The sequence below is a fragment of the Thalassovita sp. ABM4_323 genome (assembly GCF_056158665.1).
Genome location: NZ_JBSWTS010000007.1, coordinates 517355 through 541306 on the forward strand (window position 1 = coordinate 517355; position 23952 = coordinate 541306).

The window sequence follows — 23952 nt, forward strand, 5'->3', positions numbered from 1 at the left end:
TGCCGGGGGTTCTTTTTGTTTCTAATGACTTAGGCAGCCTGATTGCCCGCCATGACCCGGCTAAGGTGATAGTCCGTATCGCCCAGCTGCGCATCCAGCATGATCAACCGTTTCGCATAGTGCGAGATCGGGTATTCCCAGGTCATCGCGATGCCGCCATGCATCTGGATCGCCTCTTCGGCGACCAGACGCGCCGCGCGACCGATCAGGTTTTTCGCCATCGACGCATAGCGCGAGGCATCGTCACCACCCAGTTCCGCCGCCGCCTTGATGGTGATCGAGCGCGCCTGCTCGATCTCGGTCAGCATGTCCACGGCGCGATGTTGCAGCACCTGGAACTTGCCGATCGGGATCCCAAACTGCTTGCGCTGTTTTAGGTAATCGACGGTGGTCGCATGGGTCACATCCATGGCCCCGACGGCCTCGGCGCACAGGGCGACAACCCCGGCGTTTACGGCGTCTTCCAGCGCGTCGGTGGCATCGGCAATCAACAGGGTGGCGGGCGTGTCGTCCAGCAACAGCTCGGCCGCGCCCGCGCCATCCATCAAGCCATACCCGGTGACGTTCGCATCAGCCGCAGCGACCTGGAACACGGCCAGAGCCCCGTTCAACTTGGCCGCCACCAGGAACACATCCGCGACTTGCCCACCATAGACGGTACTTTTACGCCCAGACAGGGTGTAGGCCCCGCCTGTTTCGGTCGCTGTGCAGGTGATTTGATCCAGCTCGTATGCCGCGTCCAATTCTGTGATGGCGACCGCGTATTTCGTTCCGCCGGACAACAAGGCCTCGGCATCGGCGTCGGCGGCGTCCAGCAGATGCGCGGCCATGCAGGCGCCAAGGATCGGCTCGGGTGTGATCTGACGGCCCAGCGCCTCGAACACCACCGAGATGTCAAAACCGGTGCCGCCCATGCCACCCGCAAATTCCGGAGCCAGAGCGAACAGGGTGCCCAATTCGGCCATCTCCTCCCATTTGGCGGGGTCGTGGAAAGGTTCTGCATACGCCACCGTATTGCGGTGTTCGACAGGGTACTGATCGGCCAGGAAACGGTTCAGCGTGTCCGCCAGCATCTGGCGGTCTTCGGTCAGGTTAAAGTCCATCTCACAGCTCCAGCATGGTCTTGGTCAGGATGTTGCGCTGAATCTCGTTTGATCCACCGAAAATCGAGGTCTTGCGGTTGTTGAAATACCGCGCCGCATTGTGAGCGGTATCCGCTGGGCCAAACATCAGGTTGCCATCCGTGATATGGCCCGGGAAGGGCGCCGCCGCTGGTCCCAACGCGCGCCGTGCCAGGTCCTTCAGTTCTTGATGGATCACCGTGCCCTTGATCTTGAGGATCGAGGTTTCCGGCCCCGGCGCCCCCTGTTGCTGTGCCTTGAACAGCATCCGCAAGTTGGTGATTTTCATCGCCTCCAGGTCAATTTCTGCCTGCGCGATGCGGGCAGCGAACAGAGGGTCCTCGATCAGCGGTTTGCCGTTGCGCTGCGTCTTACGCGCCAGTGCCTTGACCTCTTCCAATGCCTGCATGGAAAACCCGACACCGGCGATCCCGGTGCGTTCATGGGTCAGCAGGTACTTGGCGATGGTCCAGCCCTTGTTTTCCTGTCCGACCAGGTTGCCATAGGGCACGCGCACGTCGGTGAAAAACACCTCATTCACCTCGTGACCACCTTCGATCAGCTTGATCGGGCGCACCTCGATGCCGGGGGTGTTCATATCCACCAGAATGAACGAGATGCCCTCTTGCTGTTTCGCGTCCGGATCGGTGCGACACAGGCAGAAGATCCAGTCGGCGTGCTGGCCCAGCGTGGTCCAGGTTTTCTGGCCGTTGATCACCCAGTCGTCGCCGTCGCGTACCGCACGGGTTTTCAGGCTGGCCAGATCCGAGCCCGCGCCCGGTTCCGAATAGCCCTGACACCACCAATCGGTTCCGTCCAGAATGCGCGGCAGATAGTGATCCTGTTGCTCTTTGGACCCGAACTTTTGCAGCACGGGCCCAAGCATCGACAGGCCAAAAGGAACGATGCGCGGTGCATAGGCGCGACAGCATTCCTCTTCGAAGATATGTTTCTGGACCGGGCTCCAGCCGGGGCCACCGAATTCCTTGGGCCAGATCGTTGCCAACCAACCGCGCTTGTTCAGAATGGCGTGCCATTCCTCCAGCAGTTCCTTGGTCAGCTCACCGCCCTCGCGCACAGCATCCGAGATATGTTTCGGCAGATTTTCCGCCAGATACGCCCGGACTTCATCGCGGAATGCGATGTCCTCCGCTGAAAAGCTCAGGTCCATGTGTTTCCCTCCCTACCTGTTCAAATCCGCAAAGCTGGACCCGTCATCTGCCATCTTCTGCAGCAAGGCGGGCACCTGCCAATACCGGTCGTCCTCTTTGGCATAGTCCTGGATACGCGCGACCAAGGTCGCGGCTCCGACAGTATCCGCATAGTGCAGCGGTCCACCGCGATGACGCGGGAAGCCATAGCCAAAGACGAACACCATATCGACGTCCAGCGGTCGTTTCGCGATGCCCTCCTCGACAACGCGGGTTGCCTCGACGATCATCGCCGTCATGTAGCGGTCGACAATATCCTGGTCGGTGAAGGCTTGCGGCGTGATGCCTTTTTCGGCACGCACATCGTCAATGATCTTGGCAACCTCGGGGTTCGGAATGGGGGCGCCATTGCCGTAGATATAGAACCCCTGCCCGGTCTTGCGCCCGAACCAGCCATTTTCACAGATCCGGTCGGCCACGTCACCGCCATAGCGATCCGCAGGATTGCGCGTGGCTGCGTTGCGCTTGCGGTTCGCCCATCCGATATCCAGACCGGCCAGATCGCCCACTTTATTGGGCCCCATGGCAAAGCCGAAATCTTCGAGCGCGTCATCCACCTGCTGCGGGCTGGCGCCATCCAGCACCAGATAGGATGCGGTTTTCAGGTAATGCGCCAGGATACGGTTGCCGATGAACCCATCGCAGACCTGCGCCAGAACACCCACTTTTTTCAAACGCTTCGCCAGCGCAAAGCCGGTGGCCAGAACGTCCGGCGCGGTCTTGGCGCCCTGGACGATTTCCAGCAAACGCATGACATGGGCCGGGCTAAAGAAGTGCAGCCCCAGCACATCCTGGGGTCGGTCGGTGCAGTCGGCAATATCGTTCACGTTCAGATAAGACGTGTTCGAGGCCAGAATCGCGCCCTCTTTGCAGATGGTGTTCAGCTTGCCGAAGATGTCCTTTTTGACGTCCATGTTTTCGAACACGGCCTCAATCACCAGATCAACATCGGCCAGGTCCTCCATAGCCAGCGAGGGCTGCAGGTTGGCCAGCGCCGCGTCCTTTTTGGCTTCGCTCAGCTTGCCGCGTTTTACACCGCCCTCAAGGTTCTTGGTGATGGTGGCGACGCCGCGGTCCAGACCGTCCTGGGCAACCTCGATCAGACGCACGGGGATGCCGGCCATCAGGCAGGAGGTCGCGATGCCCGAGCCCATGGTGCCGCCGCCGATCACGCCGATCTTGTTGATCTCGCGTGTGTCGCCCTTGGCCTCGGGGATGCCTGACACGGCGCGCTCGCCAAAGAACGCATGGATCATACCCGCGCGTTGCGGTGTCTGCATCGAATCCCAGAAGGCCTGACGTTCGATCTTCAGCCCCTCGGTGCGGGGCAGATACGAGGCGCGCACGGCCTCGACAATCTTGTGCGGCGAGAACAGATGCGCCTGTTTGGCCTTCAGCATCGCGGCGGTATCATCCAGCGTCTTGTCATCCTTGGGGGTGTCCAACGAACAGGTCGGACGCGCGACCAGTTTGCCATCAATGATTTCCTGCGCGGCGGCCAAGGCCAGATCGCGCGGATCACCGGGCTCTAGCCGATCAATCAGGCCCTTTTCCAGCGCTTCTTTTCCGCTGACCATACGGCCAGACAGGGACATATCCAGCGCCATCGGGATGCCCGCCAAACGCGGCACACGTTGCGTGCCACCAGCGCCAGGGAGCAGGCCCAGGTTGATCTCGGGCAGGCCGACGCGCAGACCTTCGACACCGACACGCGCATGGGCGGCCAGGCCCAATTCCAGCCCGCCACCCAGAGCGGTGCCGTGCATGATCGCGACGACCGGAATGTCGCTGTCTTCAACCACATTGTAGACGTCGGGCAGATGAGGCAGCTGCGGCGGCTTGCCGAATTCACGGATATCAGCGCCCGCGACAAAGGTCCGTCCCGTGGCATAGATCGCAATCGCCTTGGCGGTGCCTTCGGCGTTCAACTGTTCAATCGCGTCTTGCAGCCCTTGGCGCACGGGCTGCGCGGTGGCATTCACCGGAGGATTGTCGATGCAAATAAGCGCAATATCACCGTTGCGCTCGATCGAGATGAGGTCGTTTACAGGGATTTTCGTAGCCATTTTTCTCTTTCCGTTCTGACTTTGAACAAAGAGGATATGGCCGTCTCCACTGCGGGCGTCTCCTCCTTCGCAAGCAAACTAATTCGTTGCTTGGAGGGCGTCAACTTGTGGAATTAGGTTTTGCTATGCAGAAAAAAGAAATGCCGCAGGGTCACGAGATGATCTCGAACTTGTTCACGTCAACCAGACCGCGATCCGTGATTTTCAGCGCAGGAATCACCGGAAGTGCCAAGAATGCCAGCTGAAGGAAGGGCTCTTCCAAGGTGACGCCCAGCGATTGCGCGGCGGCGCGCAGATCGACCAGCTGGTCGCGGACGGTTTCATAAGGTTCCAGGCTTATCAACCCGGCCACGGGCAGCGGCAGCTCGGCCAGAATCGCGCCGTCACGGACCACGACGAATCCACCCTCGATCTGCCCCAAACGGTTCGCGGCCAGCGCCATATCATCGTAATCGGCCCCCACCACCGCGATATTGTGGTGGTCATGGCAGACTGTCCCGGCGATGGCGCCGTGTTGCAGGCCAAAGCCGCGCACGAATCCGGTGGCGATGTTGCCGTTCTTGCCGTGCCGCTCGATCACCGCGATCTTGATCAGGTCGCGGCTGGGATCAGGCCGTTTGTCACCATCCCGAATGGGGATCACCTCGTGCAGGTGTTCGGTGATGATCTTGCCCTCAATGATGCCGATCACATCCGTGTCTTCGCGGTTGCCAGCGGTGCGGAAATTGTCTGCCGCCACGGTCGGTGCCTGAACCGAGTGCCGCCCGACCGGTTCAATCAAATCCCGCGCGGCAAAGGCCTCATCTGTGACCTCGACCCCGCCACACAGCACCATCTGCGCGTCACATTTGTTCAGATCGGTGATGGCGACGATATCAGCCCGCTTGCCCGGCGCGATCTGGCCGCGATCCTTCAGGCCGAACGCCTCGGCCGCCGACAAGCTGGCGGCGCGATAAACCGCCAAGGGCGGCGCGCCCAGTTCGATAGCGGTGCGGATCATATAGTCCAAATGGCCATATTCGGCGATATCCAGCGGGTTCCGGTCATCCGTGCACAAGCAGATATAGGCCGAGTTTCGCTCTGTGATGATCGGCGCCAGCGCGTGCAGGTCCTTGGACACCGAGCCCTCGCGGATCAACACCCGCATCCCTTTGCGCAGTTTTTCCAGTGCTTCCGCGGCTGTTGTCGCCTCGTGTTCGGTGCGGATTCCAGCCGCGATATAGGCGTTCAGATCGTTGCCCGACAATTGCGGGCAATGACCATCGATATGCTGACCACGAAACAGCTCTAGCTTGGTCATCACGCCGGGGTCCTGAAACAGCACGCCGGGGAAGTTCATGAACTCGGCCAGGCCGATTCCAGTGGGATGCCCCATCACGCTAGCCAGATCCTCGGCATCAATGCGCGCCCCGGCGGTTTCCATATCCGTGGAGGGCACACAGGACGACAACTGCACCCGGACATCCATCAGGCACCGCGTCGCGGCCTCTTGGAAATAGCGGATACCGTCCAGACCGATCACATTGGCGATCTCGTGCGGATCGCAAATCGCCGTGGTCACCCCGCGTGGCAATACACATCGGTCAAACTCAAACGGCGTCACCAGCGAGCTTTCGATATGCAGATGCGTGTCGATGAAGCCTGGCACAAGAATCTGGCCAGACACATCAATTTCGCGCGTGCCCTGATAGGAACCACAGATGCCCACAATGGTGCCTTCGCATATGGCAACGTCGCCCTCCAGCAGCTCTCCGGTGACCACATCCAGCACTTTGGCCCCTTTCAGAACCAGATCGGCGGGGTTTTGGCCACGGGCCTGATCGATGATGCGGGACAGGTCTGTCATACGTCGCCTCGTTCTGTTTGTGGCATGGTGCCATAGCCCACAAGGAATGGCGAGACAGGACATCAGGATAAAACAGCCTTCAATGCCGGTGAAGAAACGAGTATCTGGGGGCAAGCCCGGTGATCAGGACCCCTCTATGCGCTTCTTCAAATGGTATTTTCGCAAGGATCCCGCATTACGGGCCGCGTTCGAAAACATCCCCGATACGCCCGAAGGCGCTGATCTGGCCCGTTTTTATATGCGCTGGGTCGATCACGAAGTCCTGCGCCATATCTGGACCAATCTGTTCCAGATCGCGCCCGGCGTGTGGCGTGGCAACCAACCGACGCTTAAGGGCTGGCATCGTTTGCACCAGCGCGGCATTCGAACCGTCATCAATTTTCGCGGGCACAGCACCAAACCGCATTATGTGATCGAGCGGGACATCTGCAACACTCTGGGGATTCAGCTGATCGACGTCCCCGGCATGGGCGCGCGCAACGCACCTAGCCAAGACGCCTTGCTGAAGATGATCGAGGCCTTCCGAACCGTAGAGCGCCCCTTCTTCATGCATTGTAAATCAGGGGCGGACCGGACCAGCCTGGCCTCGGCCATCTACTTGTTGGTGATCGAGGGCAAGCCGCTGTCCGAAGCGCGCAAGATGATGTCGCGCCGCTTCATCCATTTCAAATCCACCCGCTCGGGGGTATTGGACGCGGTGCTGGACGCGTATGAGCGCCATGGCGGGGATTTCGAAACCTGGCTACGCGATCACTATGATGCCCAGGCGCTGCAAGCAGAGTTTGACACGGCCTATGCGGCGCGCAAGGGTCGCAAAGCGCGAAAGAAAGGCTGACATGACCAAGCAACGGATTCTGGTGATCGGCACGGGCTCGATTGGAACCCGCCACGCCGGGAATATCGAAGAGCTGGGCGGCATTGCCGAACGCCTGTCGCTGCGTGAACTGGGACTGGAGGGCGTTCTGTCTCGGATTGCCGCGACCGATGCTGAGGGGGCCGTGATCGCCACCGCCACACAATTGCGCCAACCGCTGATGCTGGCTTGTGCTGCAAATGGCCTGCCGGTCTATGTAGAAAAACCCGTGGCCTACACGCGGCAAGGGCTGGCCGATTTCTATGCTGCCGCCGCGCCTGTTGCAGATCGCTCGATTGCGGGGTTCATGATGCGCTATCACCCGCTGCTGCGCCTGTTGCAGGATATCGTGGCCCGCGATGAGGTGTTCCGTTTCGATTTCGAGATCGGCCATGACGTGACCCAATGGCGCGCGAACTGGTCTTTCGGCGACAGCTATGCCGCCCTGCCCGACGGGGGCGGCGTTTTGCTGGACCTGTGCCACGAGCTGGACCTGGCCCATACCCTGTTCCCTGAGACTGCGCTGAAAACGGTCGAAAGCTTGGGCCACGCGGATTTTCCCGGCGTGGACATGGCCACTCAGATCGCTCTGGTCGGCCCGGGGCAGACAGGCTCGGTCGCGATGGATTACCTGGCGCCGGTGTTTTCCCGCGTGATCCGTCTGCGTGGCCAAGGTGCCATCACCGAATGCGACCTGCTGACTGGCACCATCACACGTCGCCTGCCTGACGCCGAGCCAGAAATCACCCAGGTCGAATTTGACCGCAACGCCATGTTCCTGGGCGCCATGGGCGATTTCATGGCGCTGATCGATGGGCGCGAACCGCCCTCGGACAACCCCAACATTCCCCGCCTGGACCTGGCGCGCCCCAGCTGCGAGATGATCGCGAACGCCTGGGCCGACCGCCAGTTCTGCGGCACCATCGAAAAGGACATGACATGATCCTGGGCCATATCGGCGCCCGCAAGGGCAGCAAGGGCGTTCCGCGCAAAAACTTCCGCGAGATTTGCGGCAAACCCCTGATCGACTGGTCGCTGGACCAGCTGCTGACGCATCCGCGCGTGGATGCCGTGGTTGTGTCCACGGATGACGAGGAAATCTATGAGCACGCCATCGCCAAGGGCGCGCTGAAAATGGGCCTGCGCCCCGCGCATCTGGCCAGTGACACTGCCGGGAAATGGCAGGTCTGGCAGCACGCGCTGGAGGTCTCGCAGGAGCTTCTGGGCGAGCCTGTGACCGCGTTTCTGGACCTTGATTGCACCTCGCCGCTGCGGCTGATGGTGGATATCGACAACGCGCTGGACCTGTATTTCGAGCAGCAGCCCGACATGGTGATGTCCTGCTGTGACGCGCACAAAAACCCGTACTTTAACCTTGTTGAACCGGACGAGACGGGCGCTTTGCAGGTCTCAAAACCCCTGCCCGGCGGGGTTGTTGCCCGACAGCAGGCGCCCAAAGTTTATGAACATGCGGCCTCGACCTACGTGGTGGCGCCCGAGTATCTGCGCCGCGCCGACGCCCTGTACGAGGGTCGCGTGATCCCCTACGTGATGCCGCCCGAGCGCTGCGCCGATATCGACACGCCGCTTGATTTCCGCATCGTTGAATTCCTGATGAAAGACAGAGAGATCCACCATGACTGACCAGTTGAAAGACCGCACCATTTTCATCACCGGCTCGGGCGGGGTTCTGGGGTCAACCTACGTCCGCCGGATGCTTGACGAAGGCGCGCGGGTGATCTCGACCGACCTGCCCGGCCATCGGGCGGACGCGCTGAAGGAAACCCATACGGGCAATGAAAACTTCCGCTTTTATGATCTGGACGTGGGCAGCGAAGAACAGATCGAAGAGATCTTTAAACGCGTTCTGGCAGACGGATGGGAGCCCAACGTGGTGCTGAACAACGCCGCCATCACCGGCGAAATGCTGATGGGCGCGGGCAAACCGTTTCCTGATTTCGCCGACACCTCGGTCGCGGATTTTGAACGCACCATGCGCACCAACCTGACCGGAGCCTTCATGATCGCGCGCCAGATGGATCGCGATATAGTGGGCAAATACCCCTGCTCGCTGATCAACGTGGCGTCCATGTATGCGCTGAACGGCGCGCATCACCCGATCTATGACGGGATGCCGTTCAAGAATTTCTCGGCCTATGGCGTGTCCAAGGCAGGCATCCACGGCCTGACCGTCTGGCTGGCGGGCTATTGGGCGGATCGCAAGGCCACCGTGAACACCATCGCGCCGGGCGCAGTGTTCAACGGCCATTCCGACGAGTTCCAGCGCCGTGTGGGCGAGCTGATCATGGCCGGCCGCATGGCTCAACCGGACGAGATCGCGGATGTGATGTTGTTCCTGGCCAGCGCGCAATCGGGCTATATGACCGGACAGCTGGTTAACGTAGATGGCGGGTTTAGCGCCTGGTAATCCCCTGCGTAATCCCCTGCGCCCGCGCATAGTCCAGCAGGCCCGGAAGGGCCTGCAACGTGCGGGCCACCCCGCCTGAATGGGTTTCAAAAAACGCGGTCATTTGCGCATCCGTAGGCGCGGGCGCTGACGGCGCCAAAGCCTGTGCCAAGTCATCCGCGTCTGCGCATTGGGTCAGTACTCCGGCGCTGATCGCATCCAGCGCGGGGTATTCGATCGTCCAGATTTCCGGCCCGACGAATACGGGTTTTAGCAGCGCCAGCGGCTCGATCACATTATGCGCGCCCTTGGGGGTAAAGCCCCCACCCACCACGGCGCGATCGGTCAGCGCCAGGTAAAAATACATCTCGCCCAGACTGTCGCCCAGCAGAAGATCCGCGTCCTCGGGCACCTGCCCGATCAGATCCGCGTTCAGCACATCGGACCGGCGCGCAACCGTCCAACCGCGCGCCTCGATCATCTGCACGACCTCGTCAAACCGTTCCGGCGCGCGCGGCACATAGACGACCCGAGGCATCGGCTGACCGTCCCGCGAAGCTTGGTCCCGCATCCGTGCGATGGCGTCCAGATACAGGTCATCCTCGCCCTCGACCGCGCTGGCAATGGTGAAGGCAGGGCGGCTGCCGGGCCACTGGTCACGCAGCGCGTCAGCGGCGGTCAGCAACGCCGGTGCAATCGGCTGATCAAAGCGCATCTCTCCGGTCATACGGATCGCTTCGTCCGGCACGCCAAGGGCGCGGAACCGATCCGCCTGCACGTCGTTCTTGATCATCACCCCGGCAAACCCGCGCACCAGCTGGCCGCGCAGCCGATCCTTATCCCGATCATAGCTTTTTGACGGATACTGCCCGTTGCACAGGAACAGCGGCACCCCGTGTTTGCGCGCACTGGCGATCATACGGGGCCAGAATTCGACCTCCATCACCAGCCCAAAACGGGGACGGAACGCCCTGAAAAACAACCGAAATGACAGGTCATATTCGAAGGGCACCCAAACCGGCACGATCCGACCTTGGGCGATTTCAGGGCCCAAAACCTTGTGAATATCGCGCCGACCGGCCGGGGTGAAATGGGTGATCACCAGTGTCTCGCCCTGGTCCAGAAACGCGCGGATCAGCGGCACGGCCGACCGGAATTCCCCGATCGAGACCGTGTGTATCCAAACCGTATCGCGCAGCCGCTGGGGATGCAGTCCGAACCGTTGGCGCAGGTCCACGCCATAGGTCGCATCCTTGCGCGCGCGCAGCCGGATATAGAGCAAGATCACCGGCAACGCGACGACCCAGAACAGCCCCCAAAACAGCAGGAACAGGCGCATCCGAAAGCTAGGGAAAGAGGTCATTTGGCGGTTCCGCTGCCAGCGTCCAGATCGGACAGAATTTGAGTTGCCAGCTGCTCTATCAGCGCGCGGCCTTCCTGGACAAGAGCGCTGGCGCGCGCCGTTTGTTTCTGCACCTTTTCGTCTTCGAGTGCGGCCACAAGCTCGGTCGGCGACGCCACGCATCTGGCCGCCTGAGCAGCGTCCAGTCGTTCATAATCCGCGCGGAAGTTCGCCGTTTTCGGGCCGTGCAGTACAGCGCAATCCAGCGCGGCGGCCTCCCAGGGATTGTGCCCCTGAATGTCGCTAAAACTGCCCCCGATCAGCGCGATATGCGCCAATCGATACCACAGGCCCATCTCTCCGGTGGTGTCGGCGATGTAGACTTCGGTCAAGCCATCGGGGTGCTCGCCGTTGGATCGGCGTCGGATATCCAGCCCCATGGCTGCGACCGTGGTTTCGATCTCGGGCCCGCGATGGGGATAGCGCGGTGCGATGATCAAAAGGCCCGGCGCATCGAGATTCCGGTACGCATCCAGCGCAATTTGCTCGTCCTCGGGATGCGAGGACGCTGCCAACCACACGGGCCGATCTGCTAGGGTCTCTTGCAGCGTGGCGCGCTCTTGCGGTTTGTCGACCAACGGCGAGGCCGCGGGCTTCAGCGATCCGCCGACCTCGGGCTTGGCCCCAAATTCTGAAATGAAGTCAGCGGTTTGTGGGTCTTGCGCCGAGATCCGAGCGAACCGGGCATAGGTCGCCCGATACAGTCGTGGCATTTTGCGACGCCGTGCGTGGGCGTCGGCATTCATCCGCGCGTTGATCCAGATCTGAGGAATGCCCCGCCTCGAGACCGCATGAACCAGCCCCGGCCAGATATCCTGTTCCGACCAAACGGCCAGATCGGGCGCCCAATGGCCCAGAAACCGACGACGGGCGCGTGGGCAATCCAGAGGCAGGAACTGATGCAGCGCCCCGGACAACCCGTTCTTGGCCAATGCCTCGGCCGAACTGCGCGTAGAGCTGGTGACCAGAATATTCAGATCGGGCCGCGCAGATTTCAGGGCGACGATCAACGCGCGCAGGGCCAAAGCCTCGCCCAACCCCACCGCATGCATCCAGATCAGGGGACCTTGCGGGCGCGCCACGGTCGCTTTGCCCAGTTTTTCCTGCCAGCGATCGGGCAGCTCTTTGCCCTTTTTCAGGCGATGACGCAGCAACGCCGGGACGAAGGGACATAAAAGCCCGGTCAGCAACAGATACAGGCCAAAGCCGCGCGTGCTATGCTCTTTGGGGTCAGCCAATGTCCTGGAATTCTTTTTGCAGCGAACGATTCCAGAAAGACGGGTCGTTCAACAGTTCGACAAATCGCCCGGCGGTGTTGCCCGCGCCGAAACCTGTATGGGCCTCGTGCCGCTTGCCCCATTCGTCAGACAAAAACCCAAGGATCGAGTCGCCGTCCGCCGCCTGCGCCGAGGTCACGGATGTCGCATCGCTGCGCCGGGCCTGACGGGTGCCGATATCCAGCGACGGGATGCCCAGGAACGGCGCCTCGCGCACCCCGGCCGAGGAATTGCCAACAATCGCCGAGGCATGTTTCATCAGCTCGGAAAAATGCGCGAACCGCATCGAGGGAATCAAGCGGAACCGTTCCTTGGGCAGGGCCTCGATCACCTTCAGGATGTCTGTCGCACCGGGATCGTTGTTGGGCAGGATGACCACGAAATTACGCCCCGAGGCCTCCATCGCGCCGAACAAATCCGCGGCCTGCTGGCCCATCGTTGTGGCCTCGGAGGTCACGGGATGGAAGGTGCAAACGCCATAGTCGTCATAGGGGATATCGTAATGCGCGCGCACCTCGTCGATGGTCACACCCGAGGATCGGCCATGGAAATCCAGCTCGGGCGAGCCTATTGCGTGGATCGCCTCGGCCGGTTCGCCCAGCGCCATCACGCGCCGCGCCGCCTGATCCGAGCTGACCAGATGGCAATAGGCCAGCTTGGTGTTGCAGTGGCGGAAAATCTCGTCAATCGTACCGCTGACCTCGCCGCCTTCGACATGGGCGCAGCGCACATAGTTGGTGGCGCAAACCAGCGCGGCCGCCAGCGCCTCGACCCGGTCCCCATGGACCACGACCAGATCGGGCTGCGCCTCGGTCAGATAGTCGGAAAATCCCATCACCGTCTTGGCCAGCACCATGTCCTGCGGATCACCCGCGCGCTGGTTCTGGAATTCATGAACGGTGGCGCCTTCGACCCGGTGCACCTCGACCTTGGTCAGGCCATAGCGCTGCATCATATGCATGCCGGTCACGAAAAACGCGATATCATAGCCCGCATCCCGCGCAGCAATGGCCAGCGGTTCAATTTTCCCGAAATCGGCGCGGGTGCCTGTAACAAACAGAAGTTTACGGGTCATTCAGGCCTCTTATCGGGGTGGCGGATCACGACTTGGTCAAGTTGGGCCGCCCGTGTTAAACCCCTGCTTTATCTCACAACGTTTGGGGCTGCACAATCGTCCCTGCAGGGCGCCGCGACCCTAGGTCGACTGATCCACGCTGCATTTGGCTTGCAATTCTGCCCAGATTGGCGCCGGAGGCTGCGGGATGTCACCGTTGCGCACTGCGGACAGGTAGGCCCGACGCCACAGGATCGCGACCCGGTCGTTGGATTTCTTCAGAATCGGATAACGATTCAGATGCACCATCGCAAAGGGAAAGGCGCTGTAAATGTTTTCGCGGGGCAGGGATTGTGCCACGTGATCCAACGCCTGTTGCCGCCAATCTTCGGCATCCGGGTTGGCCAGCAGAGCCTGACGCGCGGCCTCATATTCTTCGTAGTTGTGGGCGGTATACGCGATGGTCTTGCGAAGGAATTCCGTGTCCTGAGCGGCCAGTTTTTCTAAGAAATCCGGCACCGGGAACAGGCCGCGTACGGTCTTGCCCGCCGCTCGCATAGCCGCGCTGAAACCACGCTCGCCCCGCCGGATAACCTTGTACTTGTTCGAGGTGATCTGGAATTCGTCCCAGAACGTCCTAAACTCGGCGGATTCGAAAAGGTGCCGGGGGATGTGGAACAGGTAGCTTTCCAGGAAACGCTCTTGCCCGCGTTCGCGCAGGATTGTGCCGCTCAGGTCGGCATCTACTGCCTCCAGCGCAGCGATCAGACCGTCCTGTTCCAAGGTCGGGAACCAGATGCTGTCGTTAACGATCAGCAGCCGTTCGGGCGAAATCTCCCACTCGATCAGCTGCCGGATTCCGTCGCGATACCCCCCCATATCATAGCCGAAATTCGGCCGCTCCAGAATCCGCCAAACATGGGGATGCAGCCGCGCCTTATCGTCATCTGACAGAGGGGCATTGGACACGACGAAGGGCGTGTAGCCAGCGTTCCGCAATTGATCACAGGTCAGCAAGGTGCTGTAGCTGATCCCGTCGGGTTGAAACACCAGGAAAATGGCCACCTTGCCCTGTTCCTGGATCGCTCCGTCATGACGGGGAAACCCTGCAGCGAAGGCCTGGTCGTGGCGGCGACGTGCGGCAGGTTCCGTGAAATGCTCGGGGATGGCCGCCAGCTGCTGCTTGAAACGCGCCCATTCCCGGCGAAGCTTCCATGCAGGGATCATTCGGACAGATCATCCCAAGTCAGCTGTTGGTTTCGCGTCACGGCGACCTTCAGGGTTTTACCCACGACCCTGTCGAAATCATAGCCAGGGATCGCGCCGGAACCGGGGCGGCGGGCCCAGATGTCGGCCTCGGTAATGACGTGACCGGCGGGCAGATCGGCATCCGCAACAACCGAGGCACGGGCGAACCGGTATACGTCTTCCTCGGGGCCGGTGCGTTTTTTATCGTTGTTGGCGGCAATCCAGATTTCGCGCGCGCGGTCGATCAGGTGGCGCAGCTCGGACGGGTCCATCGAACAGGAAATATCCGGCCCCTTGCGATAGCGCGTGTCGGTATAGTGACGTTCCAGAATGCAAGCGCCCAGCGCGACCGAGGCCAGCGCCATTTCCGGCCCGATCGAGTGATCCGAGAAGCCCACAACCGCATTGGGAAAGGCCTGTTTCAGCTCGGTGACACCCCTCAGCGAGACAATCTCGGCCGGCGATGGGTACAGGTTTGTGCATTCCAGCAGCGCATAGTCCACGCCTGCGTCTTCCAATATCTGCACACTGGCACGCATGGTTTCGATGGTCTGCATCCCGGTGGACAGGATCACCGGTTTGCCCTTGCGCGCGATGTGGCGGATCAGGGGCAGATTGTCTGCCTCGCCCGAACCGATCTTGTAGGCGGGCACGTCCAGCGTTTCCAGGAAATCAGCGGCAGCACGGCTGAAGGGCGTGGAAATCCAGATCAGGCCCAGTTCCTCGGAATAGCGCTTCAGCTCGGCCTCATCCTCCAGCGACAAGGCACATTGCTTCATCACGTCCCAGATCGAAACATCCGCGTTGGGCGGGAAAATCTGCTTGGCCTCATCAGTCATTTCGTCTTCGACGATATGAGTTTGGTGCTTGATCATTTCACAGCCCGAGGCTGCGGCCAGACGGACCATTTCCTTAGCGGTTTCCAACGAGCCCCCATGGTTGATGCCGATTTCGGCGATGACCAATGGCGGGTGATCCGGTCCAATATGACGATGCGCGATTTTCATGCCACGACTCCTGCTTCGATGCCTTCCGATAGCACAGGGGCCGGGGTGGCTCCAGCAGGAACACTCTTCGGTGCGCTCGATCCTATAGGGCCGCCTCGTAGATCGCGCGCGCGTCCTGTTCGTTCAGATCACGCGGGTTGTTCACCAACAGCCGGGTCTGGTTCATCGCGTCACTGGCCAGTTTCGGGATATCCTGGGCCGTGATTCCCACGCCGCGCAGGCCGGGCTCTAGCCCCAGATCCGTGTTCAATACAGCCAGCCTGTCGATCAGTTCTGCACAGATCGCCTGACTGTCGCGCGCCATATCGATATCGGAGAAGATATGCGGCGCAAGCTGGGCATATTGCGCGCCCGCCACGGGGGCGTTGAACCGCATTACCTGGGCCAGAACCAAGGCGTTCGACAAACCATGCGGGACCTTGAACAACGATCCAACCGGGTAGGCCAACGCATGCACCGCCGCGACGGGTGAATTGGCAAAGGCCTGCCCGGCCAGCATTGATCCCAACAGCATATTCGCCCGTGCCTGTCGATTTGTGCCGTTGAACACCGCCTCGCGGATATTGGTCGACAGCAGTTGCAGCGCCTGCACCGCCAACATGCGGCTAAGCGGATTGTTGTTCGCCGATTTCGAGGTATAGGCCTCGATCGCGTGCACCATTGCATCCACGCCGGTTGCGGCAGTCACGGCAGGCGGCAGGCCCAGCGTCAATTCACAATCCAGAAGCGCAATATCCGGCAAGATCAAAGCCGAGCTGATCCCCTTTTTTTCCGCCGTGCCTGTGGTCAGAATCGAAATCGGTGTGACCTCGGATCCGGTCCCGGCAGTGGTCGGAACCAAAATCAGCGGTTTGCGCACCCCCCGGGCCTGCGCCACGCCATACATTTGCTCCAATTCCTGATCCGAGCCAAGGCACAAGGCCACCACCTTGGCCACATCCATCGACGAGCCCCCACCGAACCCGATGACACAGCCCACACCGGCCTCTTTGGCGATTTGGGTCGCTTTTTCGACAGTGCTGGCCTTGGGGTCGGGCTCGATTCCATCAAACAGCGTCACGGCAAAGCCCTGGGCCTTGAGCGAAGCCAGCGCCCCATCGGCCAAACCCAACCCCATGATCCCCGGATCGGTCACAAACAGGACGGACGCGCCGGGCTCGACTCCGGGCAGCTCGTTGACCAACTGGCCGATCTGCGCGGCACCGCCCTGGATCTGGCGCACCGAGGCCGTGGTGTTAAAAATGAAATCGCTCATGACTTACTCCCCTCCCGCAGGGCTGACGGTTCCCTAACCAGCGTGGCCGCAAGCGACTCCTCTGACCCTTGCCACCACGGCTTCAGAGTGCGTGCAGTCCAGAGAATAAATCAACACCTACGCGCAATCGGGCGACAATTACCAACCGTCACAGGGGCAAAACCAGGCTGCGTTTAGATGGCGTCGTCAGGATCGTCGATGGGGTCCAACACCAAAACCAGACGGGTTTCGCCCGTGCCCTCGATCGGGGGCGAGCGATGCACAAATCCCGAGGCAGGCTGTTCGGGCCAAAGCGTGCCGCGCATCAGGATCGGCGCCCCTGTCGTCAGCGTATGAATACGGGTCGGATCGGCCGTCCCTTCACGGTGCCCATATTGAGTGCCCGTCCCGCGATAGGTGCAGACCAGACGCGCGGTGATCGCATCCACATGAAACTTTCGGCAGGCATTCGTGGTCACGACATCCAAACGCAGCCGCAGGAACCGCGCGCGGGTCAAGCCAGAGAAAATATCCGCCAGCGCAGCGATATCATCGATCAGACGTGCCCTTTCGGGGCCCTCAGGGGTGCCGTTGGTCTGGCAAATCTGCGTAACGGCCGCGCGCACGTCTTGCGGACGCAAGATCACGCGGGCGCGGGGCAGTTGATCCGGGCTGAGCGCATTCAGCCAGGCCTGAAATCCCGTCAACGGATGGCGCTGCCAAATCGCAGCTGCGCACCCCGGTTGATGCAAGGCGCTCAACGCCTCAGGTGTCTCGACCTCGTGAACCCCCGGCATGATGTCGCTTAGCAGGGCTTCGATCATTGGCGCGCTCTCCACTGAGGCAGGGGGTCTGGCAAATCGGCCCACCGGTCCGGAGTGAACTCCGCGACATCCAGCAAGGCGTCATTCAGCCTGGCCTGAATGGAATCCTGGTCCAGCCCGACCCCGATAAAGACGATTTCCTGGCGTCGATCGCCCCAGGGTTCTACCCAGTTGCGGGCAATCTCGGCCTGCGCCTGAGGATGGGTCGGCAGGCGTTCCTCGGGGATCGAGGCCCACCAACGCCCCAGGGGCGTCACCGAGGATAAGGCCCCGGCAAGGCTGAATTCGACCGCCCAATCCGGGCGCGTGGCCACCCAGAAATGCCCCTTAGCGCGGATCACGCCGGGCAGATCTCCGTTCAGAACATCAAACAGCTTTAGCGGATCGAATGGCGCGCGGGCGTGATAGGCAAACGAGGTGATCCCGTATTCCTCGTCCTCGGGGGTGTGATTGGCGAACCCATACAGTTCTTTGGCCCACATCGGGTGCTCGTGCGCGGTGTCAAAATCAAACAGGCCTGTGTCCAGAATGGCGTCCGCAGGCACGTCAGACTGGTTGGTTTCGATGATCTTTGCATCGCCGTTCAGGGCGCGGATGATCTTGCGCGCTGTGTCTGTCCGCAATGGCCCCGCATCAGCGACCTTGTTCAGGATCACCACATCGGCGAACTCGATCTGCTCGGTCAGCAGGCTGACCAGGCTGCGATCATCCTCTTCGCCTAGGGATTCTCCGCGATCCGTCAGAAAATCGTGGCTCGAGAAATCCGCCGTCAGGTTCACGGCATCCACCACCGTCACCATCGTGTCCAGGCGGGCCACATCGGACAGGCTTTCCCCCATTTCATCACGGAAATCAAACGTGGCCGCAACAGGCAGAGGTTCCGAGATCCCCGTGGATTCGATCAGCAGATAGTCAAACCGACCTTCCTGCGACAGGTGGCGTACCTCTTTCAGCAAATCGTCCCGCAAGGTGCAGCAAATGCAGCCATTGGACATCTCGACCAGCTTTTCCTCGGATCTGGACAGCTCGGTGCCTTCTCGCACCAGATCGGCGTCAATGTTCACCTCGGACATATCATTCACGATCACCGCGACGCGGCGGCCATCGCGATTGTTCAACACACGGTTCAGCAAAGTCGTCTTGCCCGCTCCGAGAAAACCAGACAGAACAGTCACAGGAAGGCGCGTATCGCTCATCGGTTGGAGTCCTCTTGGTTGGTGCCTGCACGGGGCTTAATTCGCGCACGCAACATATCGAAACTGCGTTGTAGGGCGGGCCGAGAGATATCCCGCGCGATCACCACGATCCGCGATCTGGTGTCTCCTTTGGGCCAGTCCTTTACCGGGCGGGGTTGGTCAAAAACATGCTGAACCCCGTGAAAAACCATGGGCATTTCAAGCCCTTGTAGGAAAACGATCCCTTTGACGCGCAGGATGTCGGGGCCACGCATCGCGATCAGCGTGTCCAACCAGCGGTCAAAGGCCTCGTCCGCCAGGGGCTCGTCCAGTTCGATCGATACGGATTCAATCCGCGCATCATGCGGTGATACCGCTGGCAGCGGCGCTGCTGCGGTTGGCATACCGGACAGCCCGGCCAGAGGATCGGGTTGTGCAGTGGTCCCGGTCGTCCAGGCCAGAACATCCACCGGCGCCGCCTCGTGGCGCAATCCGCTGAGCCCCCAGATTTTCTGCGAAACGCCCTGACCGTGATCCGCCTGCACAATCTGAGCCGTCGGGTTGATGCTGCGCAGACGCTCTTGGAAACGGTCAAGCTCCGCAGCCGTCACCAGATCCGCCTTGCTCAGCACGATCAGATCGGCCATCGCGGCCTGTGACACGGCCTCGAATTGTGCATCCAGCGTCGCGGACCCATTCACACAATCGGCTACGGTCACGACGCCGTCCATCCGCGTCATGCGCGCCAGAAAGCGATCCACCAGCAACGTTTGCAAAATCGGCCCTGGCTCGGCCAGGCCGGTTGTCTCGATCACAATACGGTCAAACGAGATTTCCTCGTTTTCTCGGCGGGTAATCAAATCAGAAATGGTCTGGGACAGATCTCCGCGTACCGAGCAACACAAACAGCCCGAACGCATCAGGACAACTTCTTCTTGATCAATGGATTCGATCAAATCGTGGTCCAGCCCGGCCTCGCCATATTCATTCACGATTACCGCGACGCGCGCTGTGTCTGACTCGGCCAGAATCGCGTTCAACAAGGTCGTCTTACCTGCCCCAAGAAAGCCGGTGAGCAAGGTTACAGGCACGCGCATATCGATCATTGGTTGGTCCTCGAACAGGGAGAACCCAAACTTTAATGTTATAGTGTAACAAAAGCAACGACCAACTCGACTGACTTCGAAAGAATAGGAGTCATTGATACGCTTGCTCCTGGTTGCAGATGATGGTGATCAACTGTTCATCCAGTTGTGGTCAGCTGAAACAATCCAGCGCGCGTTTCAAGCCATCGCCCAAAGCACGGCACAGCGGTACTGGATTGCGTTGGAGATGCCGACTAGCACTTCGAGCTTAGAACGCGAATTCCTGAGCTAGGGTAATTGTCGTCAGTGCCTTGCCGTAGCTTGTCATTCTGACCCTAGTCTTTGATTGTGCATCGGCCTTGTTCAAGGTGAACACGGCACCAGCGCGAAAAAAAGGCTCGGTGTTTTCACTCGTGCTAGATACATCCAAAAGCGCCGAGCGCGTTCGCAAACTGGTTCGTGTCGCATCCACACCCCAGCCTAGCTCAAGACCAAGCTCCCTATTGATCCCCAGGCTCAAGACAGGCCAGGCCACATCCTGAGAGGCTGACAACGTCGTGTAGCGCATTCTGACGCTAGCCGGATCCGCGAAGATGCCAAATCCGTTCGGCATCGAGAAGGAACGGCTTCCCTTGGAAAGCTGCAGCTTGTAAGTCGCAGTCGCATTGCCAATGGATTGCCGGTAGGTCGCACCAAAGGCCATTCCGACCCCACCCGGCGGCATTTCCCCTCGAGACACGCCCAGATTCAGCCTGAACAAGTCGACTTGTGCTGGTGTCGGGGGCGTTCCGAAAAACGCAGTAAAACTGTCCCGCAGTGCGGTTTCGGTAAAGGCTGCTGGTGCAGTTTCATACCCGACAACGAAACCGAAGCCGTCTTCGGCCAGAACGGGGCCAATATTACCCGCGACGAAGATGCCGACCCATTTTACACGGTTGATAATGCGGGTTACGTGGGACATATTGGGTGAAATTTTGTGTGCTCAAATTACTGGGGGTTGCGTTGCAGTATACTATTAACGGTAGCATTTCTGAACTGAAAGCTTTTAACGGTGTTGTTGATACAAGTTCTCTTGGAAACCTCTCATTGGCACATGAAGTTGCACTTGATGGGCTATTTGCACTACCAGAGGCAAATTGGACGGCAAGTCTTCTGACCGCCAACGAGATCCGGCTCACCAACGCCAACTATACGCTAACGCTTGCCGGAAGCGGGCTGTCGCCGGTTAGTACCTACGCGCAATTGGAACAGGCCGTCCGTGACGGCATCGCGACGGGTGCGTTCACTCGGCTTTCTGCCCAGTATTTCAATACCGAGATACTGGCTATCGATTTCAATGCGACGGGCTGGACCATCACGTCGGGCTCAACCACTATCAATGCCGTAGGCGCCTTGCCTGACTCGTTTGCGGACTTCTTTGATATCACCGATGCGCTGACCTCATTGATGGATCCCTCCACACTAAGCGCCGCCGAGAGAACCGCACTGATTGCGACGCTCAGCGGATATAGCTTGTCGGAACTCAGCCTGTCCCAGTATGGGCAAACTCTGTTCGATCTTTCACTAGCTGATGATGAACTGATCCTGACACTCGGCGGTCTCGAACTGACTCTTGGCGGCGATCTGATTAATGATCTTGGCGATCTGGCCGAGATATATTTTGAGCTGTACGACATTCAGGCAGGGCAGCTGAATGATGCCACTATCCGAATCTACGATAGCAGCGGCACCGAGGTCACAAGCGGCGCTTCGAGCTATTACTCAACCTATAATGGCTATGCCTACTTCTATGACAGTAGCCTAGTTGCCAACGAAACATATTACGTTTCGGTTGAATCTCTTTATGGCGATTCTGGGAACTACCGGTTGGTCCTGCAAAACTGGGATTGGCCATCGACAACCTTTGCCGAACAGGGCGATGCGGGCGATACATGGCAACAGGCGCAGGCAATCCCGCAGTCCGGGTTTGTTGAGGGATCGCTCAGCAGCGTATCCGACGTAGATTTCTATGCTTTCGAGTACGTCGTCGGTCAAAATATATGGGCCAATTTGGTATATGACGACAGCGGCTTCCCGCTGGATCAAATGACCAGCCTGGGGATTACCGATATTGCGATCAGCCGCGACGGTTCTACGGTCCCGCTTCTTTCTGTGGTTGGGGACCTCGGCGCATTTGATCCCGATGTCGACACGGCTGTGTTTAACATTGATGGACAAGAGTTCGACAATGTGGATCTGGATGTCGTCTCTGACCCAAGCTTCCCCAACGACGACAGTTTTTCCCACAACGATTTGTATGGGACCCAGGAACGCGATTTTATTATGGGCTATGGCGGCCATGATTCCATTGTTGGCTATGGCGGCAATGACTGGCTACTTGGCGGAGACGGTTCAGATTCCTTGCTAGGTGGCGACGGCAACGACACGCTGAACCCTGGTGACAACGACAACTGGGATTTTATCCAACCTGGCGCTGGCATTGACATCGTGGATTTCTCGGACATGCACAACGGGTTTGCCCACCTCGAACATGGTGACCTTCCGAACGGCATAGATGTCGTCATTGATGGCAGCACGGGCAATGGCACGGGCAGCATTGACAAAGGCCAGTCTGGCATGACCACTTTGCTTTCCGTAAGCCAAGCGCTGCAAGCGACAGGTCTTGGTATTGCTGGAACAGGTTACGGGGACTCATTCGATATCACGAATGCGCCGAATGGATGGATCGGGGTTAATGGCGGAGATGGGACTGATTCCTTTACGATTGATCCCAGCATCAACGGTATTGTGCGGCTTGACTTCGCGTACGGGAACCAAGGTGTAGTCGTTAACCTTGGAACTGGCACGGTAACCAATGATGGTTATGGAAACACCGAAACAATCTCGGGCGTTGGCGGGAATACCCGAATTGAACTGCGTTCGGGAAATTATGATGACACGCTGATCGGATCGGCATTTGATGATCGTTTCATTCTGCGAGCTGGCAATGACTATGCTGATGGTCTCGGCGGTCAGGACTTGGTGCGCTATGATCGGTCCGGCGTGACCGCTGTCAATGTTGACCTGCTGGCCGGGTTGGCCACGGGGGTTTGGCGTGGGAATGCCTTCCAGCATACGCTGATGAACATCGAAGATGTTCGTGGCAGCCGCGAGGATGACGACACCCTGTTTGGCAGTGCAGCAGCCAACCGGCTGGAAGGGCGCGGCGGAGATGACACGCTGAACGGCTGGTCGGGAGATGATACGCTGTCTGGTGGCGAGGGCGACGATCTGATGATTGGTGGTCATGGGTCAGATCGGTTCTATGTCGACAGCGTCGGCGACCGGGTGGCTGAAAGCCGCAAGTGGTCTGGGCATGACACGGTGATCAGCTCGGTCGATTTCCGGATGGGGCGCAAACATATCGAAGATCTTGAGTTGACCGGCACGGCGCGCGTTGGCGCGGGCAACGGGTTGATGAACCGGATCGAAGGCAACGACTCTGACAACATTCTGGACGGCGGCAAGAACGTTGACACGCTGATCGGCGGTCTGGGGGATGACCTGTATGTCATCCGCTCGCCCGGCGACAACATCGTCGAATCCGCTGGCGAGGGTGTTGATGCAGTGCGCGCCTACCGGTCTTACGCGCTGGATGCCCATGTCGAGAAGCTCTATATGCAGAACGTTTTCACGCAATCAGGCGCCCCGGCCAATCTGAACGGTATCGGCAACGGGCTGGACAATACGATCGTGGGCACGCCTTTTGCCAACACCATTGTGGGGCGTGAAGGCAATGATGTTCTGAAGGGCCAGGCAGGCGATGACACCTTCGTGTTCGACCGGGCGATCGGCGCAAACAACGTGGACCGGATCATCGATTTCGAAGTGAATGGCGACGACGACACGCTGAAGTTCAAGGCCTCGGTGCTGGGCGGCGGGGTGACGGCGGGTGTACTGGACGCAGCCGATTTCGTGGCCGGTACCGCAGCACTGGATGCAAGCGACAGGTTCATCTTCGATCAGGCATCAGGGCAGTTGTGGTTCGACGCTGACGGCTCGGGCGCAGGTGCACAGGAGCTGCTGGCCACCTTTGATCAGAATGCAACCGTCGCAGCGGATGATATTGAGATCTTCTGATCTGGCAACGCGGATTTCAATGA

Annotated in this window: 19 protein-coding genes; 5 read left to right on the forward strand and 14 right to left on the reverse strand. The window is 59.8% G+C overall.

Features of this window, described 5'->3' with window-relative positions:
• Positions 1 to 29: 29 nt before the first annotated feature.
• The 4 genes from ACXADQ_RS04920 to ade form a co-directional block, all read right to left on the reverse strand.
• The gene (locus ACXADQ_RS04920) at positions 30 to 1103 is read right to left on the reverse strand and encodes an acyl-CoA dehydrogenase family protein (RefSeq protein ID WP_475316106.1); all 1074 of its coding nucleotides are present in this window, start codon (positions 1101 to 1103) and stop codon (positions 30 to 32) included.
• A gap of 1 nt (position 1104) precedes the next feature.
• Positions 1105 to 2292, reverse strand: a complete 1188-nt coding sequence (locus ACXADQ_RS04925; RefSeq protein ID WP_475316109.1) for an acyl-CoA dehydrogenase family protein — start codon at positions 2290 to 2292, stop codon at positions 1105 to 1107.
• Positions 2293 to 2304: 12 nt separating this feature from the next.
• A complete protein-coding gene (locus tag ACXADQ_RS04930) occupies positions 2305 to 4398 on the reverse strand; it encodes a 3-hydroxyacyl-CoA dehydrogenase NAD-binding domain-containing protein (protein ID WP_475316113.1) in 2094 nt (697 codons plus the stop codon).
• A 151-nt stretch (positions 4399 to 4549) separates the two neighbouring features.
• Complete coding sequence (gene ade / locus ACXADQ_RS04935; protein WP_475316116.1) at positions 4550 to 6244, reverse strand: adenine deaminase; 1695 nt, start codon at positions 6242 to 6244, stop codon at positions 4550 to 4552.
• 136 nt (positions 6245 to 6380) lie between these two features.
• On the opposite strand from ade, the gene ACXADQ_RS04940 reads away from it, so the two are divergent.
• Genes ACXADQ_RS04940 through ACXADQ_RS04955 form a run of 4 tightly spaced genes read left to right on the forward strand, consistent with a single transcriptional unit; the run spans position 6381 to position 9525 of the window.
• Positions 6381 to 7079 (forward strand): fused DSP-PTPase phosphatase/NAD kinase-like protein, encoded by a 699-nt coding sequence (locus ACXADQ_RS04940; RefSeq protein ID WP_475316117.1) that lies wholly within the window; start codon positions 6381 to 6383, stop codon positions 7077 to 7079.
• A gap of 1 nt (position 7080) precedes the next feature.
• Complete coding sequence (locus tag ACXADQ_RS04945) at positions 7081 to 8040, forward strand: Gfo/Idh/MocA family protein (RefSeq protein WP_475316119.1); 960 nt, start codon at positions 7081 to 7083, stop codon at positions 8038 to 8040.
• Positions 8037 to 8741, forward strand: coding sequence for an acylneuraminate cytidylyltransferase family protein (locus tag ACXADQ_RS04950; protein WP_475316120.1), 705 nt, complete (start codon positions 8037 to 8039; stop codon positions 8739 to 8741). The genes ACXADQ_RS04945 and ACXADQ_RS04950 overlap by 4 nt, the downstream gene beginning before the upstream one ends.
• Entirely contained in the window at positions 8734 to 9525 is a 792-nt protein-coding gene (locus tag ACXADQ_RS04955; RefSeq protein WP_475316123.1) for an SDR family NAD(P)-dependent oxidoreductase, read from the forward strand. Before ACXADQ_RS04950 ends, ACXADQ_RS04955 begins: the two co-directional genes overlap by 8 nt.
• On the opposite strand, the gene ACXADQ_RS04960 is transcribed toward ACXADQ_RS04955, so the two are convergent.
• From ACXADQ_RS04960 to ACXADQ_RS05005, 10 genes are all read right to left on the reverse strand, one after another.
• Positions 9512 to 10867, reverse strand: a complete 1356-nt coding sequence (locus ACXADQ_RS04960; RefSeq protein WP_475316125.1) for a 3-deoxy-D-manno-octulosonic acid transferase — start codon at positions 10865 to 10867, stop codon at positions 9512 to 9514. The genes ACXADQ_RS04955 and ACXADQ_RS04960 overlap by 14 nt on opposite strands.
• Positions 10864 to 12144 (reverse strand): 3-deoxy-D-manno-octulosonic acid transferase, encoded by a 1281-nt coding sequence (locus ACXADQ_RS04965; RefSeq protein ID WP_475316127.1) that lies wholly within the window; start codon positions 12142 to 12144, stop codon positions 10864 to 10866. The genes ACXADQ_RS04960 and ACXADQ_RS04965 overlap by 4 nt, the downstream gene beginning before the upstream one ends.
• Positions 12137 to 13258 (reverse strand): UDP-N-acetylglucosamine 2-epimerase, encoded by a 1122-nt coding sequence (gene neuC, locus ACXADQ_RS04970; protein ID WP_475316128.1) that lies wholly within the window; start codon positions 13256 to 13258, stop codon positions 12137 to 12139. Before neuC ends, ACXADQ_RS04965 begins: the two co-directional genes overlap by 8 nt.
• Positions 13259 to 13378: 120 nt before the next feature.
• A complete protein-coding gene (locus ACXADQ_RS04975; RefSeq protein ID WP_475316130.1) occupies positions 13379 to 14464 on the reverse strand; it encodes a rhamnan synthesis F family protein in 1086 nt (361 codons plus the stop codon).
• Positions 14461 to 15492 carry an N-acetylneuraminate synthase family protein gene (locus ACXADQ_RS04980; protein WP_475316133.1) on the reverse strand — a complete coding sequence of 344 codons (1032 nt, stop codon included), beginning with the start codon at positions 15490 to 15492 and terminating at the stop codon, positions 14461 to 14463. The genes ACXADQ_RS04975 and ACXADQ_RS04980 overlap by 4 nt, the downstream gene beginning before the upstream one ends.
• Positions 15493 to 15574: 82 nt before the next feature.
• Positions 15575 to 16747 carry an iron-containing alcohol dehydrogenase gene (locus ACXADQ_RS04985; RefSeq protein WP_475316136.1) on the reverse strand — a complete coding sequence of 391 codons (1173 nt, stop codon included), beginning with the start codon at positions 16745 to 16747 and terminating at the stop codon, positions 15575 to 15577.
• 173 nt (positions 16748 to 16920) lie between these two features.
• On the reverse strand, positions 16921 to 17550 hold the full coding sequence (locus tag ACXADQ_RS04990; RefSeq protein WP_475316139.1) for a DUF1826 domain-containing protein: 630 nt from the start codon (positions 17548 to 17550) through the stop codon (positions 16921 to 16923).
• On the reverse strand, positions 17547 to 18746 hold the full coding sequence (locus tag ACXADQ_RS04995; RefSeq protein WP_475316142.1) for a GTP-binding protein: 1200 nt from the start codon (positions 18744 to 18746) through the stop codon (positions 17547 to 17549). The genes ACXADQ_RS04990 and ACXADQ_RS04995 overlap by 4 nt, the downstream gene beginning before the upstream one ends.
• On the reverse strand, positions 18743 to 19831 hold the full coding sequence (locus tag ACXADQ_RS05000) for a CobW family GTP-binding protein (protein WP_475316143.1): 1089 nt from the start codon (positions 19829 to 19831) through the stop codon (positions 18743 to 18745). The genes ACXADQ_RS04995 and ACXADQ_RS05000 overlap by 4 nt, the downstream gene beginning before the upstream one ends.
• A gap of 247 nt (positions 19832 to 20078) precedes the next feature.
• Positions 20079 to 20771: a hypothetical protein gene (locus tag ACXADQ_RS05005; protein WP_475316145.1), complete on the reverse strand. Its 693-nt coding sequence runs from the start codon at positions 20769 to 20771 to the stop codon at positions 20079 to 20081.
• Positions 20772 to 20776: 5 nt separating this feature from the next.
• Here ACXADQ_RS05005 and ACXADQ_RS05010 point away from each other — a divergent pair, with 5 nt between their 5' ends.
• A complete protein-coding gene (locus tag ACXADQ_RS05010) occupies positions 20777 to 23929 on the forward strand; it encodes a calcium-binding protein (protein WP_475316146.1) in 3153 nt (1050 codons plus the stop codon).
• Positions 23930 to 23952: the final 23 nt, after the last annotated feature.

What these genes read in the sequence shown, in the direction of transcription:
- ACXADQ_RS04930 (WP_475316113.1), bottom strand. Translation starts at nt 4,398, where the DNA reads ATGGCTACGAAAATCCCTGTAAACGACCTCATCTCGATCGAGCGCAAC.
- ACXADQ_RS04960 (WP_475316125.1), bottom strand. Translation starts at nt 10,867, where the DNA reads ATGACCTCTTTCCCTAGCTTTCGGATGCGCCTGTTCCTGCTGTTTTGG.
- ade (WP_475316116.1), bottom strand. Translation starts at nt 6,244, where the DNA reads ATGACAGACCTGTCCCGCATCATCGATCAGGCCCGTGGCCAAAACCCC.
- ACXADQ_RS04950 (WP_475316120.1), top strand. Translation starts at nt 8,037, where the DNA reads ATGATCCTGGGCCATATCGGCGCCCGCAAGGGCAGCAAGGGCGTTCCG.
- ACXADQ_RS04990 (WP_475316139.1), bottom strand. Translation starts at nt 17,550, where the DNA reads ATGATCGAAGCCCTGCTAAGCGACATCATGCCGGGGGTTCACGAGGTC.
- ACXADQ_RS04980 (WP_475316133.1), bottom strand. Translation starts at nt 15,492, where the DNA reads ATGAAAATCGCGCATCGTCATATTGGACCGGATCACCCGCCATTGGTC.
- ACXADQ_RS04955 (WP_475316123.1), top strand. Translation starts at nt 8,734, where the DNA reads ATGACTGACCAGTTGAAAGACCGCACCATTTTCATCACCGGCTCGGGC.
- ACXADQ_RS04945 (WP_475316119.1), top strand. Translation starts at nt 7,081, where the DNA reads ATGACCAAGCAACGGATTCTGGTGATCGGCACGGGCTCGATTGGAACC.
- neuC (WP_475316128.1), bottom strand. Translation starts at nt 13,258, where the DNA reads ATGACCCGTAAACTTCTGTTTGTTACAGGCACCCGCGCCGATTTCGGG.
- ACXADQ_RS04940 (WP_475316117.1), top strand. Translation starts at nt 6,381, where the DNA reads ATGCGCTTCTTCAAATGGTATTTTCGCAAGGATCCCGCATTACGGGCC.
- ACXADQ_RS04920 (WP_475316106.1), bottom strand. Translation starts at nt 1,103, where the DNA reads ATGGACTTTAACCTGACCGAAGACCGCCAGATGCTGGCGGACACGCTG.
- ACXADQ_RS04925 (WP_475316109.1), bottom strand. Translation starts at nt 2,292, where the DNA reads ATGGACCTGAGCTTTTCAGCGGAGGACATCGCATTCCGCGATGAAGTC.
- ACXADQ_RS05005 (WP_475316145.1), bottom strand. Translation starts at nt 20,771, where the DNA reads ATGTCCCACGTAACCCGCATTATCAACCGTGTAAAATGGGTCGGCATC.
- ACXADQ_RS05000 (WP_475316143.1), bottom strand. Translation starts at nt 19,831, where the DNA reads ATGATCGATATGCGCGTGCCTGTAACCTTGCTCACCGGCTTTCTTGGG.
- ACXADQ_RS04985 (WP_475316136.1), bottom strand. Translation starts at nt 16,747, where the DNA reads ATGAGCGATTTCATTTTTAACACCACGGCCTCGGTGCGCCAGATCCAG.
- ACXADQ_RS04975 (WP_475316130.1), bottom strand. Translation starts at nt 14,464, where the DNA reads ATGATCCCTGCATGGAAGCTTCGCCGGGAATGGGCGCGTTTCAAGCAG.
- ACXADQ_RS04995 (WP_475316142.1), bottom strand. Translation starts at nt 18,746, where the DNA reads ATGAGCGATACGCGCCTTCCTGTGACTGTTCTGTCTGGTTTTCTCGGA.